This is a genomic window from Streptomyces sp. DS1-CR2, from assembly GCF_055760475.1.
The window spans coordinates 7,827,592-7,843,109 of sequence record NZ_CM147085.1 but is presented as its reverse complement, the minus strand read 5'-3'; the positions used below and the strand labels follow the sequence as shown (position 1 = coordinate 7,843,109).

At 69.9% G+C, this 15,518-nt stretch carries 11 protein-coding genes and 1 pseudogene; 5 read left to right on the top strand and 7 right to left on the bottom strand.

All coding sequences use genetic code 11. The features are described 5' to 3' along the window. The first annotated feature begins 668 nt into the window (after positions 1–668). Together ACY0PA_RS36640 and ACY0PA_RS36635 are read left to right on the top strand one after the other, a co-directional pair. Positions 669–1,064 (top strand): hypothetical protein, encoded by a 396-nt coding sequence (locus ACY0PA_RS36640; protein WP_473081698.1) that lies wholly within the window; start codon positions 669–671, stop codon positions 1,062–1,064. Between the two features lie 323 nt (positions 1,065–1,387). Continuing rightward, positions 1,388–2,950 (top strand): hypothetical protein, encoded by a 1,563-nt coding sequence (locus ACY0PA_RS36635; protein WP_473081697.1) that lies wholly within the window; start codon positions 1,388–1,390, stop codon positions 2,948–2,950. 400 nt (positions 2,951–3,350) lie between these two features. On the opposite strand, the gene ACY0PA_RS36630 is transcribed toward ACY0PA_RS36635, so the two are convergent. Continuing rightward, positions 3,351–4,154, bottom strand: coding sequence for a FadR/GntR family transcriptional regulator (locus tag ACY0PA_RS36630; RefSeq protein WP_473081696.1), 804 nt, complete (start codon positions 4,152–4,154; stop codon positions 3,351–3,353). A 316-nt stretch (positions 4,155–4,470) separates the two neighbouring features. On the opposite strand from ACY0PA_RS36630, the gene ACY0PA_RS36625 reads away from it, so the two are divergent. Continuing rightward, on the top strand, positions 4,471–5,169 hold the full coding sequence (locus ACY0PA_RS36625) for a DUF4232 domain-containing protein (protein WP_473081695.1): 699 nt from the start codon (positions 4,471–4,473) through the stop codon (positions 5,167–5,169). 418 nt (positions 5,170–5,587) lie between these two features. Here the strand turns inward: ACY0PA_RS36625 and ACY0PA_RS36620 are convergent, their stop codons facing one another. The 6 genes and pseudogenes from ACY0PA_RS36620 to ACY0PA_RS36595 all read right to left on the bottom strand — a co-directional run bounded on the left by ACY0PA_RS36620 (position 5,588) and on the right by ACY0PA_RS36595 (position 13,451). Further along, a complete protein-coding gene (locus tag ACY0PA_RS36620; protein ID WP_473081694.1) occupies positions 5,588–6,031 on the bottom strand; it encodes a YkvA family protein in 444 nt (147 codons plus the stop codon). A 78-nt stretch (positions 6,032–6,109) separates the two neighbouring features. Next, positions 6,110–6,577 (bottom strand): annotated as a pseudogene (locus ACY0PA_RS36615) (PP2C family protein-serine/threonine phosphatase); the annotation flags it as partial. A gap of 276 nt (positions 6,578–6,853) precedes the next feature. Further along, positions 6,854–8,908, bottom strand: a complete 2,055-nt coding sequence (locus tag ACY0PA_RS36610) for a PTS fructose transporter subunit IIABC (protein WP_473081693.1) — start codon at positions 8,906–8,908, stop codon at positions 6,854–6,856. 160 nt (positions 8,909–9,068) lie between these two features. Further along, positions 9,069–10,016, bottom strand: a complete 948-nt coding sequence (pfkB, locus tag ACY0PA_RS36605; protein ID WP_473081692.1) for a 1-phosphofructokinase — start codon at positions 10,014–10,016, stop codon at positions 9,069–9,071. 101 nt (positions 10,017–10,117) lie between these two features. Continuing rightward, the gene (locus ACY0PA_RS36600; protein ID WP_473081691.1) at positions 10,118–10,879 is read right to left on the bottom strand and encodes a DeoR/GlpR family DNA-binding transcription regulator; all 762 of its coding nucleotides are present in this window, start codon (positions 10,877–10,879) and stop codon (positions 10,118–10,120) included. 142 nt (positions 10,880–11,021) lie between these two features. Further along, positions 11,022–13,451, bottom strand: coding sequence for a SpoIIE family protein phosphatase (locus ACY0PA_RS36595; protein ID WP_473081690.1), 2,430 nt, complete (start codon positions 13,449–13,451; stop codon positions 11,022–11,024). 389 nt (positions 13,452–13,840) lie between these two features. Between ACY0PA_RS36595 and ACY0PA_RS36590 the strand changes: the two genes are divergently transcribed. Together ACY0PA_RS36590 and ACY0PA_RS36585 are read left to right on the top strand one after the other, a co-directional pair. Then, positions 13,841–14,932 carry a PP2C family protein-serine/threonine phosphatase gene (locus ACY0PA_RS36590; RefSeq protein WP_473081689.1) on the top strand — a complete coding sequence of 364 codons (1,092 nt, stop codon included), beginning with the start codon at positions 13,841–13,843 and terminating at the stop codon, positions 14,930–14,932. A gap of 345 nt (positions 14,933–15,277) precedes the next feature. Next, positions 15,278–15,472 (top strand): hypothetical protein, encoded by a 195-nt coding sequence (locus ACY0PA_RS36585; protein WP_473086629.1) that lies wholly within the window; start codon positions 15,278–15,280, stop codon positions 15,470–15,472. The last annotated feature ends 46 nt before the right edge of the window (positions 15,473–15,518 follow it).

Here is a 15,518-nt window from a genome sequence, read left to right as displayed (position 1 = left end):
ACGGTGGGACGGGCGCGACATGCGCCGCCGAGCCGCACGTCCCGATAGCCCGCGCCGCCTTTCGTAGAGTTCCCCGACCGGTAGGGCACCTGCTGGTGCTGAGCTCACTGCCAGCAGCCCTCCTCGCCGTCGCGGCCGTACCGTCGAAAACGGGACCGCCGACGGTGAACCGCTCGGTGCCGAGCGCGCGTCAGACCCTGGCCGCCCAAGAGGACACCGACCAGGTTCCCTGCACAACTCGGAGCCGTTCCGCAGCCGGGTCTGCTGAGCAACCGGTACCGACAACCGGGCGTCGGGAACCCGGCACGGACCGCTTGCGCCAGGCGAATGCATCACTCCTGCCCGGCCAGCGAGCCGACGCCTCGACTCCGCAGGCGCAGGCTTCGCCGAGCGCCGATCAACAGCCGGCGCAGGAACCGAGTGCACAGGAGACGACCGCTCCCGCAGCCGGCACCCCCTCCTGCCATCCCCGTTGCTGCCACACAAAACCACCGCACGCGCGGGTCTCCGCCTCCCCCGGACACTCGGCTTCCCCTCAACACGGTGACGACACCGCCCCCGCCCCCGCCCCCGTGCCCACGATCGACCGCACACCAGTCGTTCCGGCCATGAACACCTGGACCCTCGCATCGCGGCGGCTCGTGCTCCGTGACGCAGAGTTCGCGGGCGTGGTCACCGTCAAGACCACGGCAGGAAAGAAGCGACTGCTCAAGTTCACCGCCCGCGCACTGGAAGCAGCCGACCTCGACCTGGCGGCCCGAAGGGAATCCGCCACATGGCACCTGAAGGCCGGCGCCGGCACCATCGCCACCGCGGAGGGGCCTGCGACGTTGTACGCGGAAAGACTGGTCGGCAAATCCCTCAAGCTGGGAGGGAAGACGGCGGCGCCCCGAGGACGAGTCGCGATCAGCCCGACTGCCGTCCCGCAGTGGCTCTCCACTCCAGCTCCGACCGCTCGGAACGCCCATCATCGAACGATCACCATCGAGGGGGCAGCTCTCTACGGGATCCGCCTGGCCGGTGGAAGTCTGAAAGTGCCCAAGCCCCACATCCGGATGACGTAGCTCCCGCCAGTCCGGCCACCGCCGAGCCGAGTGCACCGTAACGCGCCGGCCACCAGACCAAGAGATGTGACAAGACACCCGAGAGCCATCTCGCCGCCGAGGTGGTCTCAGGCATCGACTTGTCCGATCACCGCATCATCCCGCCAGGGTCACCTCGGCCCCCGCGCCCGCCAGCGCCCGCGCGGTCTCCAGGCGCACAGGTGGGTCGTTGGATGTCGGCAAGGCCCGAACGGGGGATGCCGCGAGCGCGGCTCCTCAATGCCGTATCCGCTTCTCATAGCCTGCCCAGTGTCCGTCGCAAGGGCTAGTCGAGGAGCGCGTGTATGGCGGTCACATCCACCTTGAACGATCCGCATGACGCGAAGAGGGTGGATGTCCGGCCGGGCTCCGCGGTGGCCCTGTGGTGGCGGGCTTGGTGGCCGTCCGTGGCGACGTGCGTACCGCTCATCGCGTTTGTCTGGATGGTTGTTCAACGTGAGCCGTGGATCTGGGACTACGGCCAGCACGCGGCGGTCATCGATCGTCTGCAGCACTCCCTGACCCACCCGGGCAATCCGCTCGTGGACCTGCCGAACGGATCAAGTCCCTACTACACCCCGTACACGGTGATGGCCGCTTGCGTGGGACGAATGTTCGGCTTCGCGGGGGCATTCGGCACGCTCAAGCTCTGTGCGCTGTTCAACATGCTGTTGCTCTTCAGCGGGGTGTGCCGGGTGACCGGCATTTTCAGCGCCAACCGGTGGGCCCCGCCGACCGCCGTACTGTTCGCGCTCTTTCTGTGGGGTCCACACGGCTTCCTGTGGGCCGGTTACCACTCCGGCCTTGCGGTGACGGTCAACGTTGCATTCCCTAGCTACTTCGCTCTGGGAATGGCCCTGCACCTGTGGGCCGCGGCAGCGCAGTGGGCGCGCAGGCCACGTCCTGTACCGCTGTTGGTGATGAGCCTGGCCACTGCGGCGACTCTCATCAGTCACACGATCGTCGGGGTGGGGACTCTATTGGGATGCGCTGCGTTCCTGGTCCGACCCATCTTGCGACTCACCGCAGCGCAGCGGATCCAACTGGTGGTCGCAACAGGGGTGTTCACGGCTGCGGTGATGGCGTGGCCCTACTACAACGTTCTCACCCTGGCCGGCTCTCACCAGCTGGACGCCATGCACGTCCGCGCCTACGAGGACCTGTTGGGCGTATACGGATTCGGTGCCCTGGGGATCGTGGCGATCCTCGCGCGCGCACGCAGGGACCTCCTCGATCCGCTGGTTCTGCTGGCCGGCATGGCACTGGTCGTGGTGACGTACGGATGGTTCAGCGGGTCGTACACCCTCAGCCGCATGTTCATCTTCGCCATGCTCGCCCTCCAGATGGCACTCGCCATCGAGTTGGTGACGTGGTGGCGGACGGGTACCGTCAAACGTCTGCTCGCAGTTGTGACCGTTATGGCTTGCGCGGTGGGCATCTGGGCTCAGTCATCGCCGGTCGTCTGGCTCGCGCCCGCGTCTGGGAAGGCGACGGCCGAGCGCATGCTGCCCTCGGCTCTACCGTTGTGGCCTCACTTGGGGTGGGCTGCTTCGTACATGCACCGCGGTGACGTCGTAGCGGCCTCTGCCAAGCCGCTCAATCACTTGATCCCCGCCTACGGCATGTCCTTGGTCAGTCCGGCATGGCCCGACCCGGCACTCCACAGCCAAGAGGCTGCGGCCCGAGCGCAGGCGCAGCGCGCGTTGTTCTCACCGCATACGCCATCGGCACAACGGCAGAAGATCCTCGCGCGGTATCGAGTGCGCTGGATTCTCGCTTCTCCGGGCCAGGCCCCTCTGTTCTCCCGGGTCCGAGGGGTCACCGAGGTCCGGCGGGGACCTCAAGGCACGTTGCTCTTCCAGGTCTGACCAGAGTGCCGGGGACGTCGCCGTGACCAATTCCGGGGCCAGTGCCGAGCGCACCGGCCCCCGCGGCTCCGGCGATCCCAGCGGCCAGCCTGCCGAAGGAGCGGCGCAGGAGCCGGCTGCTCGTGGACATCCTTGTCCTCGTCTTTCTGCTCTGTCTGCTCTGTCTGCTCTGTCTGCTCTGTCTGCTCTGGAACGTTCTGGAAGGTCCTCACTATCTGCCTTGTCCCGGCCAACTGGTAGTACCAGTTGGGCCGGACCGTACAAGCTCTTCACGTCCGCAACACCCCTGAGAGAAAGATCCACAAACCTCAACTGCGAGCGCGTCGACCACCCTTGGCCGTTCGGCGCTGCGGCGGCCGGCTGGACCGGGTGCCGACGACACCCGGTCCGGGCCGAAGGCTCAGCGTCCCCGTGCCGCCCGTTCCAGAAGAGTCTCGATGTGGTTGCGCGCCATGGTGTCCACCTGCACGTCCAGGTCCGGCCCGTAGGTACGCAGCCCGAGCGTCAAGTGCTCCCTCATGCGGGCGCCGGCGAGTTCCACGTCGCGTGCCTCGATCGCCGCGAAGATCTCCGAGTGGTGCGGCACCCCTTCTTCGCCGATCGACGGGTCCGAGTTCGAACGCAGCATCATCTCGAACATCATTCCACTGATCGACGACAGCATGATCCGCAGCACCGGGTTCTTGCTCGCCACCGCGACGGCGTCGTGGAAGTCCATGTCGGCCTGCGCCTTGACCACCACATCGGTCGCCGACTCGAGGGCGTCGCATGCGTCACGCATCGTCGCCAGGTCTTCGTCGGTGGCGTGCCGGGTCGCCAGTCGCACCATCTCGACCTCCAACGGGAGTCGGGCCTCGATGAGCTGACGGGCCGTGGGCCGACCCGCACGGTACAGCGCGTCGTACCCCCTGGCCTGCCCGGAGGTCTGCTCACGTACGAAGGAGCCTCGCCCGGGCGCGACCTCGATCAGATGCTGGGCCTCGAGCCGCCGCAGCACCTCTCGTACGACGTTCCTGCTGGAGCCGAACTGGGCGGCCAGCTCACGCTCCGAAGGCAGCTTCGCTCCCACCGCGATCGCGCCGGACCGGATGTCGTGCTCCAACTGACGAGCGATGCGCTCCGTCAGAAGCCCGCGGTGCGCGGGGCCTGCGATCGGGCCCGCGTGCGCAGCCCTTTGAGGCGAGGAAGGGGCGGACGACTGCATGCTCGCAGCGTACAGCGAGGTCCGGGCCCGTTCTGGGACGGCGAGCAGGACCTGTCGATGCATCCGGATGTCTGCCGCCCGGCCGGCTCATTTGCCGCGCAGGCCGGCAGGGCTTCGAGGTGAGGCAGCCCGGAACGTGCCGATCAGGAGCCGGCCGGCGTGTGTCACGGCCCGGCTGTGGGTGTAACAGGGGTGTATTAGGAGGCGGCCGGGCGGAACGGCCGGTGGGTTCAGCGGCTCTTGGTGATCAGAAACGATCGCCGGTACCTGACCAGTACCGAGCGGTGGGACCTCAACCGATGCGGGGAATATGACGATGCGCGTTCACAAGCTCACCCTTGCGGCCCTGGCCGTTGCCGCAGGTCTGTCACTCACGGCCTGCCAGAACGGTGACGACGGCACGGGCCAGAGTGCCCCGTCGTCGGCGTCCACCGCGTCGTCCTCGGGCGGGGATTCGGCATCGGGTTCGGGTTCGGGTTCAGGTTCGGGTTCGGCGCAGGAGGGCGGGAAGGGCTCTGACCGGAAGGGGTCCGGCCAGAAGAGCTCCGGTGGGCAGGGCACGGCATCCGGGGCCGGTTCCCATGCCGGCGGCAAGGCCGGTAAGTGCCGCACCGACGAGCTGGAGATCACGGCGATCGACAGCACCATCGACGGCGATCCGGACGGCACGGTCGCCGTCGAACTGAAGAACGGCGGCGGCCGCGACTGTGCGCTGGCGGGCTATGCCGGTGTGGACCTGAAGACCCGCTCGGGTGTGGTGTCCGCCAAGCGCACTGGTGAACCTGCGGACACCGTCGTCCTCAAGAACGGCGAGTCCGTCGCGTTCGGCATCAACTACCCGCTCAACACCTCGGGTGGCTCCGGTGTCCGTGTCACGGGCCTGGTGGTGACACCGCCCGACGAGACGAAGTCGGTCACCCTCGACTGGCCGGGCAACGCCACGCTCCCCGTCACGGACGGCTCCGGTTCCCCCGTGAAGGTCGGCCCGATGGGAAGCGCCGGCCAGGGCGGCTGACCCGGACGCGCCCGTGACGCTGCGGCAACACCGTCTGGTCACACCCCACACGATTCCGCGGTGGCACCGCCGCCTGGTGACGAACAAGTGGACGTACCCAAACCAGACCGGCCGCCCGCCGATCGACACATCAAGGTCGCGAAGATCCCTCCGTGGTGTCTTCAAGCGAACGGGTACGCGAAGGTTCGTGCTCAATGGCAGATGCAAGCCGGCGGGGCACCGTTCCTAGGCTGAGGACGGCACCCCGCGTCGGCACGAACTCTGGTTCGACGTCGACCAATCAGTTGTGAGCCTCGGTTGATGGGCCGCTGAGGTCCGGCGCCGAACGCTTCCGTTTCGCGCTTGTTGGCCCTGAGCGTGCCGGATCGCGGCCCGTTCGGTGAGCGTGCTGGTCAGCCGTCCGAGGACAGCAGTCGCGTCACGGCTGTCGGCGGGCAGGACGCGCTGCCGCCAAGATTCGCCCGTTCGGATGGACCACCAGGCGGCGACGTCCCCGCTCTCCTCGGCCGCGACCAGCAGCGGCCCCAGGTGGTTGATGGCCAACTGCTCGGCGGCCTGCCAGGTGTCGCATCACAGTTTGACCTGCCACCAGCGGGCATCCGTTTCGCGCAGCAACGTGCACAGAGCGAAGGGCCAGCAGCAGGAATCCGATGTCGTCGAGGTAGACGGGGTCCGGCAGCAGGTCGATCGGTGACACCGCGTAGATCACGGCGGCCCAGACCAGCGCCTTGTTGGCGAGCGGGATTCCCGCGGCGAGGAGCAGCCTCCTCGCCCGGATCACCCGCACCAGGAGAACTGCGGTGATGCCCATGGTGAGCAGCACGACGGCTGCGGCGAGGATGAGCCAGGCTTTGGTGTCCATACCTCAACGTGTACCCGCTGAGCGGGTGGGCCGCAGGGCACCGAAAGCCCTCTCCCGGGTGCGGGATGCGGGATGCGGTCAGAGCGCTGAGCGGCGCAGCGCGAGGAGCGCCTGGTCGTCCTGGGGCCGGCCGCCCGTGTGGCGCCGTACGTCACGGATCAGCATGTCGAGGACCTGCGCCGGTGTGGGGTGCTCGCCGGACCGGGCGCGGTGCCGGAGCAGAACGGGCAGGCGCGCCGCAGCGTCGTAGAACGCGCCTTCGGCGTCCCGTGACTCGGTGATGCCGTCCGTGTAGCACAGGAGTGTCGCGCTGGGCGGGGACGGAAACGTGTCGACCGGTGCGGACCAGCTGCCCAGCACCCCCATCCCCAGCGGAGGCACTTCCTGAGACGGTTCGATGACGGTGGCCGAGCCCTGTGCGTCGAGGAGCAGGGACGGCGGATGGCCGCGGTTGACGATGCGTACGGCGCTGAGGTCCGCGGGGAACTCCGCAATCAGGGCGGTGGTGAATCCCTCCTCCTTCTGCTGCACCACTCCCCCACGCTGGCGGCAGCGAGCGTGCACCGCATCCCGGCGGGCGCGGTGGTCGCCGGTCTCGGCCGGGCAGCGGCTCGGCATGCGGATTGCGTCGTGGGCAGTCGACTACGCCGCCCGTGAGGGAGCCGTCCGGGTTCGTCGCGTCACCTCAGAGCACCGGCTGGTCGTGTACTGCCAGGCGCGGGGCTTTGTCCTCGTACGCGAGCGCCAGTCAACACCACGGTCCGGGACTTTGGTCCCGGACCGTGACTTATCTTGCTTGCATGAGCGGACAGTTCCGAACTGTCAGGCGGCCACCGATATCTTCGGCTCCTCCCCCTTCTGCGCCGTCGCGTCGCCCGCCCCGTCCGCCCCGCCCTCGGCGGACTTCCGCATCCCCTTCAGGATCACGACCAAGGCCGTCGACACACAGACACCGGCGGCGATCGCGATGAGGTAGAGGAACGGGTTGCCGATCAGCGGGACCACGAAGATGCCGCCGTGCGGGGCGCGCAGGGTGCAGCCGAAGGCCATCGACAGGGCGCCGGTGACCGCGCCGCCCGCCATCGAGGCGGGGATGACGCGCAGCGGGTCCGCCGCGGCGAACGGGATCGCGCCCTCCGTGATGAACGAGGCGCCGAGCACCCAGGCTGCCTTGCCGTTCTCGCGCTCGGTCCTGGTGAAGAGCCGGCCGCGCACGGTCGTCGCGAGGGCCATGGCCAGCGGCGGGACCATGCCGGCGGCCATCACCGCGGCCATGACCTTGAGCGAGCCCTCGGTGGGGTTCGCGAGGCCGCCGACCGCGAAGGCGTACGCGACCTTGTTCAGCGGGCCGCCCAGGTCGAAGCACATCATCAGGCCGAGGATGACGCCGAGGATGATCGCGTTGGCGCCGGACAGGGAGTTCAGCCAGTCCGTCAGGGCGCGCTGGAGGGAGGCGATGGGCTTGCCGATGACGAGGAACATCAGGAAGCCGACCACCGCCGAGGAGATCAGCGGGATGACGACCACCGGCATGATCCCGCGCAGCACGGGGGGCACGTTCACCTTCTGGATCGCCATCACGACGCCGCCCGCGATGAGACCGGCGACGAGGCCGCCGAGGAAGCCGGCGTTGATGGTGAGTGCGATCGAACCGCCGACGAACCCGGGCACGAGCCCCGGCCGGTCGGCCATCCCGTACGCGATGAAGCCCGCGAGGACCGGGACGAGGAACGCGAAGGCGACGGAGCCGACCTGGAAGAGCAGCGCGGCCCAGCTGTCGGTCTGGGTCCACACGAAGTGCTCGGCGACGGACGGCGCCTTGTTGATGGTGTAGCCGCCGATCGCGAAGCCGAGGGCGATGAGGAGACCGCCGGCCGCGACGAACGGGACCATGTAACTGACGCCGCTCATCAGCCACTTGCGCAGCTTGGTGCCGTAGCCGTCGCCGGCGTCACCGGCCCGGTCCACGGGGGTGGCGGACGCTGCGCCCGACGTCGCCTCGCCGCGGGCGGCCTTCTCGCGGACCTCGCCGATGAGTTCGGCGGGCCGGTTGATGCCGGCCTTCACGCCGACGTCGACGGTGGGCTTCCCGGCGAAGCGGTCCTTCTCCCGTACGGGCACGTCGTGCGCGAAGATCACGCCGTCCGCTCCCGCGATGACCTCCGGGGCGAGACGGGTGAACCCGGCCGAGCCCTGTGTCTCGACCACCACTTCCACGTCGCCCGCGTCCCGGCCCGCCTTCTCCAGGGACTCGGCCGCCATGTAGGTGTGGGCGATGCCGGTGGGGCAGGAGGTGACGGCGACGATCTTGAACTTCGCGGCGGGGGCCGCGGGAGCGGGCTCGGGCGTGGGCTCGGGCGTGGGCTCCGGCTCAGTAGTGGGCTCGGGCCTGGACTCCGGCTCGGGCCTGGACTCCGGCACGGGCGTGGGCTCGGGTTCGTCCCCGCGGATCAGCGCCGCCGTGGCCCCCGCGTCGGTCGCCGTGCGCAGCGCGGTCTTGAAGTCCTCGTCCATCAACTGCCGTGCCAGCGAAGACAGGATGGTGAGGTGGGCGTCGTCCGCTCCGGCGGGCGCGGCGATGAGGAAGACCAGGTCGGCCGGGCCGTCCGGCGCCCCGAAGTCGATCCCGTCGGTGCTGCGGCCGAAGGCGAGGGTCGGCTCGGCGACATGCTCGCTGCGGCAGTGCGGGATGCCGATGCCTCCGTCGAGGCCGGTCGGCATCTGCGCCTCGCGGGCTGCGACGTCGGCCAGGAAGCCGTCCAGGTCGGTCACCCGGCCCTGGGCGACCATCCTTTCGGCGAGGGCGCGGGCCGCCGCCTCTTTGGTGTCGGCGGACAGGTCGAGATCGACCAGGTCCGCGGTGATCATCTCGCTCATCGCGGGCTCCTACGCACTCGTATCGCCTTGGCGGCGGGGGTGGGGACGGGGGTGGGGACGGGGGTTTCGCCGCGGGGACGGCGGCTCCGGCAGGGAGCGTGGGGAGTGATCAGGCCGGTGGCTACCTGATGGGGCGTATTCAGGGGCGGGGCGCAGGCCGTCATGGCGCGGGCTCCTTCAGGACGCGGTCCAGCGGGACGTCCGCCGTGAGGGTCACCGCGTCCGGGTCCAGGTCGGCCGGGGTCGGCATCGCGCTGCCCGGAAGCTGGACCGCAGCGGCGCCGTGGGCGACGGCCGAGGCCAGCGCCCGCGGGCCGGTGCCACCCGCGATGAGGAAGCCGGCCAGGGACGAGTCGCCCGCGCCGACATTGCTGCGGACGGTATCGACCGGGGCGGTGGCGAACCAGACGCCCGAGCCGTCCACGAGCAGCTGCCCGTCCGCGCCGAGGGAGGCGAGGACGGCGCGTGCGCCGAGGTCCCGCAGCTCCTCGGCCGCCTTGACCGCGTCGCCGACGGTGGCGAGCGGACGGCCGACCGCCTCGGCGAGCTCCTCCGCATTCGGCTTGACGACGTCGGGCCGTTCGCGCAGGGCCGCGAGGAGCGCCGGGCCCGAGGTGTCGAGCGCGATCCGGGCGCCGGCCGCGTGGGCGCGGGCGACCAGTTCGGCGTACCAGGACGGGGCGAGGCCGCGCGGGAGGCTGCCGCAGCAGGCGATCCAGTCGGCGCCCACGGAGCGCTCGCCGACGACGGCGAGCAGTGACTCCGCTTCTTCCGGGGTGAGTTCGGGGCCCGGCGCGTTGATTTTCGTCAGCGTTCCGTCCGGCTCGGCGAGCGCGATGTTGGACCGGGTCTGTCCGGCTACGGGGACGGGGTCGACGCTGATCCCCTGGGCGTCGAGGAGCTCGGCCACGAGGGCGCCGGGCGCGCCGCCCAGCGGAAGCACGGCGAGCGTGGGGGCGCCGGCGGCGGCGACGGCCCGCGAGACGTTGACACCCTTGCCGCCCGGGTCCATGCGCTCGCCGGTGGCGCGCAGGACCTCGCCCCGGTCGAGCGCCGGGACCTCGTAGGTGCGGTCCAGGGAGGGGTTGGGGGTAACGGTGAGGATCATGCCGCCTGCGTCTTCCGTGGTGGCTTGCGTGGGGGGTGCCGGTTCCGGGGTCGGTGTCGGTTCCGGGGCGGGGGCCGGTGTCGGGGCCGGTGTCGTGGGGCTCATGCGCGGACCACTTCCGTGCCGCCCTTCTCGATCGCGATCGCATCCCCGTCGCTGAGGCCACTGTCGGTGATCAGCACGTCCACATCGCCCAGGTCGCCGAAGCGGGCGAAGTGCTCCTGCCCGTACTTGGCGGAGTCGGCGAGCAGCACGACCCGGCGGGCGGCGCCGACGGCCGCGCGCTTCACGGCGGCCTCGGCGAGGTCGGGGGTGGTCAGGCCGTGTTCGGCGGAGAACCCGTTGGCCGCGAGGAAGACGACGTCCGCGCGGATCTCCCCGTACGCCCGCAGGGCCCAGGCGTCGACGGCGGCGCGGGTGCGGTGGCGGACGCGCCCGCCGACGAGGTGCAGCTGGATGCCGGGGTGGTCGGCGAGGCGGGCCGCGACGGGCAGGCCGTGAGTGACGACGGTGAGCGTCGATTCCAGGGGCAGCGCCGCGGCGAGGCGGGCGACGGTGGTGCCGGCGTCGAGGATCACGGTGCCGTCCTCGGGGAGTTCGGCGAGCGCGAGCCGGGCGATGCGGTCCTTCTCGTCGGCCGCAGTGCCCTCGCGCTCGGCGACGTCGGGCTCGAAGTCGAGCCGCCCGGCCGGTATGGCACCGCCGTGCACCCGCCGTACGAGACCGGCCCTGTCCAGGGTCTTCAGGTCGCGGCGGATGGTCTCCGCGGTGACCTGGAACTCCTCGGCGAGCGACAGCACGTCCACGCGTCCGCCGTCACGCGCGAGACGGAGGATCTCTTGCTGCCGCTCCGGTGCGTACATATCCGTCTGCCTCCGACGTCTCGCCCGGTCGTGCCCGAGTCTGTGGTTTCAATCAGAGGCTACGACTGGATTTCCAGAAAGTAAACAGGTTCGGGCATGTCACAGACACAATCGGACTTTGATCGCGGCGGAGCGTTCCGCGCTACGAGATCAGTGCCTCCCGCAGCTGGTCGGGCGTGACGGTGAGCGACTGCTCGGCCCAGATGACCTTGTCCAGGGCCGTGTACCTGGTCCCCCACCGCTTGGCCAGTTGAGCGACCAGGAACAGCCCCCGGCCGCCCTCGTCCGTAGTGGTGGCGTACCGCAGGTGCGGTGAGGAGCTGCTGTGATCGGAGACTTCGCAGACCAGGCCCCCGTCGCGCAACATGCGGACGCGGACCGGCGGCCTGCCGTAGCGAATCGCGTTGGTGATCAGCTCACTGAGGATCAGCTCGGTGGTGAAGGCGAGGCTCTCCAGCCCCCAGTCCGAGAGCTGCCCGACGCACTCGGACCGGATTCGCGAGACGGCGGACGGATCGCTGGGAACCTCCCACTCGGCGACCTGGTCGGACGCGAACAGGCGCGTGCGCCCGATGAGAAGGGCGACGTCGTCCCTCGGCCGCGGTGGAACCAGCGCACGAAAGATCGCGTCACACATGCCTTCCGGAGAGTCGCCGGTCGCGTCCCGCAGTGCGGCGCGCAGGGCGGCGAGCCCCTCCTGAACGTCGCGCTCGCGGTTGTAGATGAGCCCGTCGGTGTAGAGGACGAGCCCGGTGCCGGCCTCCAGCTGCAGCTCCACGGCCTCGAACGGCAGACCGCTCACGCCGAGCGGCGGCCCTGCGGGCAGGTCGGCGAAGTCCACGCCGCCGTCAGGCCGCACGAGAGCGGGCGCGGGGTGGCCTGCCCGCGCCATGGTGCAGCGCCCGGAGACCGGATCGTAGATCGCGTAGAGGCAGGTGGCTCCGGTGACCTCTGTGGCCTGCTCGTCGTCGGCACCTGGCTGGTCGAGGCTGATGACGAGGTCGTCGAGGCGGGCGATCAGCTCGTCGGGTGCCAGGTCGAGGGTGGAGAAGTTGTGGACCGCGGTCCTCAGGCGGCCCATGGTGGCCGCCGCGTGCAGCCCGTGGCCGACGACGTCACCGACGACAAGCGCGACCCGGAACCCCGGGAGCGGGATGACGTCGAACCAGTCCCCGCCCACCCCCTGCCACACCGGGCAGTAGCGGGAGGCCGCGTCCAGGGCGCTCTGTTCGGGCAGGCCGCGTGGCAACAGGCTGCGCTGGAGCTCCTCGGCCATCGTGTGCTCGCGGGTGTAGCGGCGGGCGTTGTCCACGGAGATCCCGGCGCGGGCGACCAGGTCCTCGGCGAAGGAGAGGTCGTCGTCCCCGAACGGCTCGGAGGATCCAGCGCGCCAGAAGTTGACAATGCCGAGGTTCAGGCCCCGCGCACGCAGGGGCGCGGAGAGCAGCGAGTGGATGCCGTAGGCGAGGACGCTTTCGGAATTCGCCGGGTCGCGCTCCCGCCAGGCGCGGGCCCGGCGCAGATCGGCGGCGAGGGCGGGATGGCCGGTCTCCAGGCCCACGCCTTCGGGTGTGGTCGGCAGGAAGCTGACCACCGATCCCATCGGGTAGAGCGGCGCATCGTCCCGGACGCCGCTCACGGCGGCGCGGCGGAGCGCCGGGCCCCCGGCCGTGCCCGTGCCCGGCGACGGCTCATCGCCGTTCAGTACGGGGTCGGCCAGTTCGACGGTGACGAAATCCGCGAAGCGGGGGACGGCCACGTCCGCCAGCTCCTGCACGGTCCTCTTCATGTCCAGCGTGGTACCGACCCGCCCGCCGGCGTCGTACAGGAGCTCCAGGCGGGCCCGCGCCCGGTCGGCTTCCTCGTACATGCGCGTCATCTCGGCCGGGCCCAGGCCGTGCGTCTGGCGGTGCAGCCGCCGCCGGACCAGTACTGCTCCGCAAATGCCCAGGCAGAGCGCAGCCGCTGCGCCGCCGAACACGACCGGCAGCTCGCTGATCACCCCGTGGTTCACCCGCGCGACGGTGATGCCCACCGAAACGTACCCGGCGACCTGGCTGCCCGGGCTGCGGACGGGCGCGGTGGTGTCCACGATGTGCGCCAGAGGGCTGGTGAAGCTGCTGGTGTACGGGCCGTTCCGGGCTTGCTGGTACGGGCCGTAGATGTGCTTGCCGATGAGGCCCGGGATGGGCGAGGTGTAACGGATCCCCTGCGGGTCGGTGATCACGACATAGTCGAAGCCCGCGCTCTTGCGGGTCCGTTCGGCGATGGGCTGCAGCGTCGCCGTCGGATGGGGGTCGGCCAGTGCCTTCGCCATGCCTGGAGACCCCGCCAGCGCAATGGCCGCGGTACGGGTGCGGTGCTCGGCGTCGGTCGTGCCGTAGGACCGGGCCTGCAGGACGAGCGCCGACAGCGCCGCGGCGATCAGGAGCACCACGACACCGACCTGCCACAGGAACACCTGCCCCGCGATGCTGCGCACCCGCAGCCGCGAGCGCGCGAGCCCGAGCGGACGGCGCCACGCCGGTCCGTCCGTTCCGTCCGTCCATGCGGGCCGTTCCTGTACGTCCATGGCTGGTCGCCTTCCACGCTGCCACACGGCCGGACCACACGCATGCCACACATGCCACGGACGGACACCACGCACGCGACCGAAGAAGCGGGTCACAGCCGACGTTGGCTGTCGCGCGTGGTTGCTCCCGCAGTGGCCGGCTGCGCGAGTGCCGCTGCCGAGATCAGGTAGGACGCCGCAATCCGGGCTCAACGCCGCGACGCGACTGTTTCTGCTTCTTCTTCTACTTCTTCCTGAAGGTCCTGATCTCGTCAGCCTGCCTGCACCGGCAGACGGCGCGGTTGCCGGCAGAGTTTGAGTGACGCGGGCCATAGGGGCGGGCGCTCATCGGCTGTGGTGCGGGAGGGACAGGAGCACTATGCCCTTATTCTGCGGATATTCTGGGAAGTGTGATCGACTCTGGACGCCCGCGGCTCCGTCGGCGCTACGACCGGGGGAGGCTTGTGCGGCTGTCGCCGGTGATTCTGACCGTCGTGATCGCAAGCCTGGCTTACGCCACTCCGCCGGAAATGGCCTTCAGCCGCCTCCTGCCCGCGGCACCAGCCCTGGCCGCCGCCATGTGGCCGGTCCTTCCCACCGTCCTGCTCGGGACGGTCTGCCTCTTTCTGATGATCGGCCTCAGCCTCGTCTTCCCCGGCCTGGGAACGTGGTGGACGGCCGCAGGGATCATCGCCGTCACCGTGGCCGCCGCATACGGAAGCCACGTCCGGCTCCAGCGGGAGCGCACCCTCCTCCAGGTACGGCTCGTCGCCGACGTGGCACAAAAAGTGGTACTGAGCCCCATGCCACGCCGCTTCCGGAACATCGAGATCGAGTCGCTGTACCTCGCGGCCGCGGCAGAGGCCCGCATCGGCGGGGACTTCTACGAAGTGGTCGACACGCCACACGGGGTCAGGCTCCTCATCGGAGACGTGCGGGGCAAGGGCCTGCCGGCAGTGGGGGCCGCCGCGGCGATCGTCAACTCTTTCCGGGAGGCGGCCTACACAGAGACCGACATGGTCAACGTCGCCCGCAGGCTGGACGCCAGCTGCACCCGTTACAGCGCCGCCTTTCCTCCCGACGGGCCGATGGAGCGCTTCGCCACCGCCCTTCTCGCCGAGATCCCGCACGAGGGCAGACGTATCGACATCCTCAACTGCGGACACCCCCCGCCACTGCTCCTGAATCGCAGGAATCTCCGCGTTCTCGAATCCGCCGCCCCCTCGCCACTGCTCAACCTCGCCGAGCTGATCGGTGATCACTACACCATCGACACCTTCGACTTCACCCCCGGCGACCTGCTCCTCCTCTACACGGACGGGATCGCCGAGGCCCGCGCCCACGACGGCGAGTTCTTCCCGCTGGCAGCCTGGATACGTCGACAGCCCCCGACACCACCCCGCGAACTACTCACGGCCCTTCACCGCGACCTCCTCCGCCACAGCAGAGGACGCCTCGACGACGACATCGCCGCCCTCGCCGTACGCCTGGGCAAACCCTGAGACACGGAGGTGCGCGTGATCCGACGTCGCGGAGGGCCGACGTCCACCATCTTCACGATCTTTACGATCTTCACGGTGAGGGTGTCTCCGACCTGGATCCGTGAACAGAGCCATGGAGGGCGCCGCGACAAGCGCCGACGCCCGACGGTGAGTCCTGGGAACCTCTGAGCGTGGTGGTCGGCTGCAGAGATTCGGTGGGCTGCAGAGATGTCGGCGAATTTCAGTACCACCGGGGATCGGCTGGGCTGCGCATCCGGCAGCTTCATCGGCTTGGGACTGGCTTGGGACGCGAGATGCAGTGCCGGCTGGTCTCGCCCTGCTGGGGTCGACGGAGGAGCATGGGAGATGAGCGAGCAAGGGAGGCCCGCCATGAAGTCCGAAGCCTCGGATTACGACACCTGGCTGTACTCTCACACACCCTCCCAAGCTGAGGGCGAGCGCGACGAGCTGGCTGAGCGTGCAGCCCAGCACCCGGACGTCCCCAGGACCGAGCCGTCCCAGGCGGAGGGCGAGCGCGTGGACGACATCAAGACCACATGACCGCAGCGACTCGGGCTGGGCGTTGCCGGGCCCGGCTCACTGCAGC

Excerpts from the sequence above, each read along its gene's own strand:
- ACY0PA_RS36610 (WP_473081693.1), bottom strand. The coding sequence starts at position 8,908 with ATGAGCGAGATGATCACCGCGGACCTGGTCGATCTCGACCTGTCCGCC.
- ACY0PA_RS36620 (WP_473081694.1), bottom strand. The coding sequence starts at position 6,031 with ATGGACACCAAAGCCTGGCTCATCCTCGCCGCAGCCGTCGTGCTGCTC.
- ACY0PA_RS36600 (WP_473081691.1), bottom strand. The coding sequence starts at position 10,879 with ATGTACGCACCGGAGCGGCAGCAAGAGATCCTCCGTCTCGCGCGTGAC.
- ACY0PA_RS36630 (WP_473081696.1), bottom strand. The coding sequence starts at position 4,154 with ATGCAGTCGTCCGCCCCTTCCTCGCCTCAAAGGGCTGCGCACGCGGGC.
- ACY0PA_RS36595 (WP_473081690.1), bottom strand. The coding sequence starts at position 13,451 with ATGGACGTACAGGAACGGCCCGCATGGACGGACGGAACGGACGGACCG.
- ACY0PA_RS36585 (WP_473086629.1), top strand. The coding sequence starts at position 15,278 with ATGAGCGAGCAAGGGAGGCCCGCCATGAAGTCCGAAGCCTCGGATTAC.
- pfkB (WP_473081692.1), bottom strand. The coding sequence starts at position 10,016 with ATGATCCTCACCGTTACCCCCAACCCCTCCCTGGACCGCACCTACGAG.
- ACY0PA_RS36625 (WP_473081695.1), top strand. The coding sequence starts at position 4,471 with ATGCGCGTTCACAAGCTCACCCTTGCGGCCCTGGCCGTTGCCGCAGGT.
- ACY0PA_RS36635 (WP_473081697.1), top strand. The coding sequence starts at position 1,388 with ATGGCGGTCACATCCACCTTGAACGATCCGCATGACGCGAAGAGGGTG.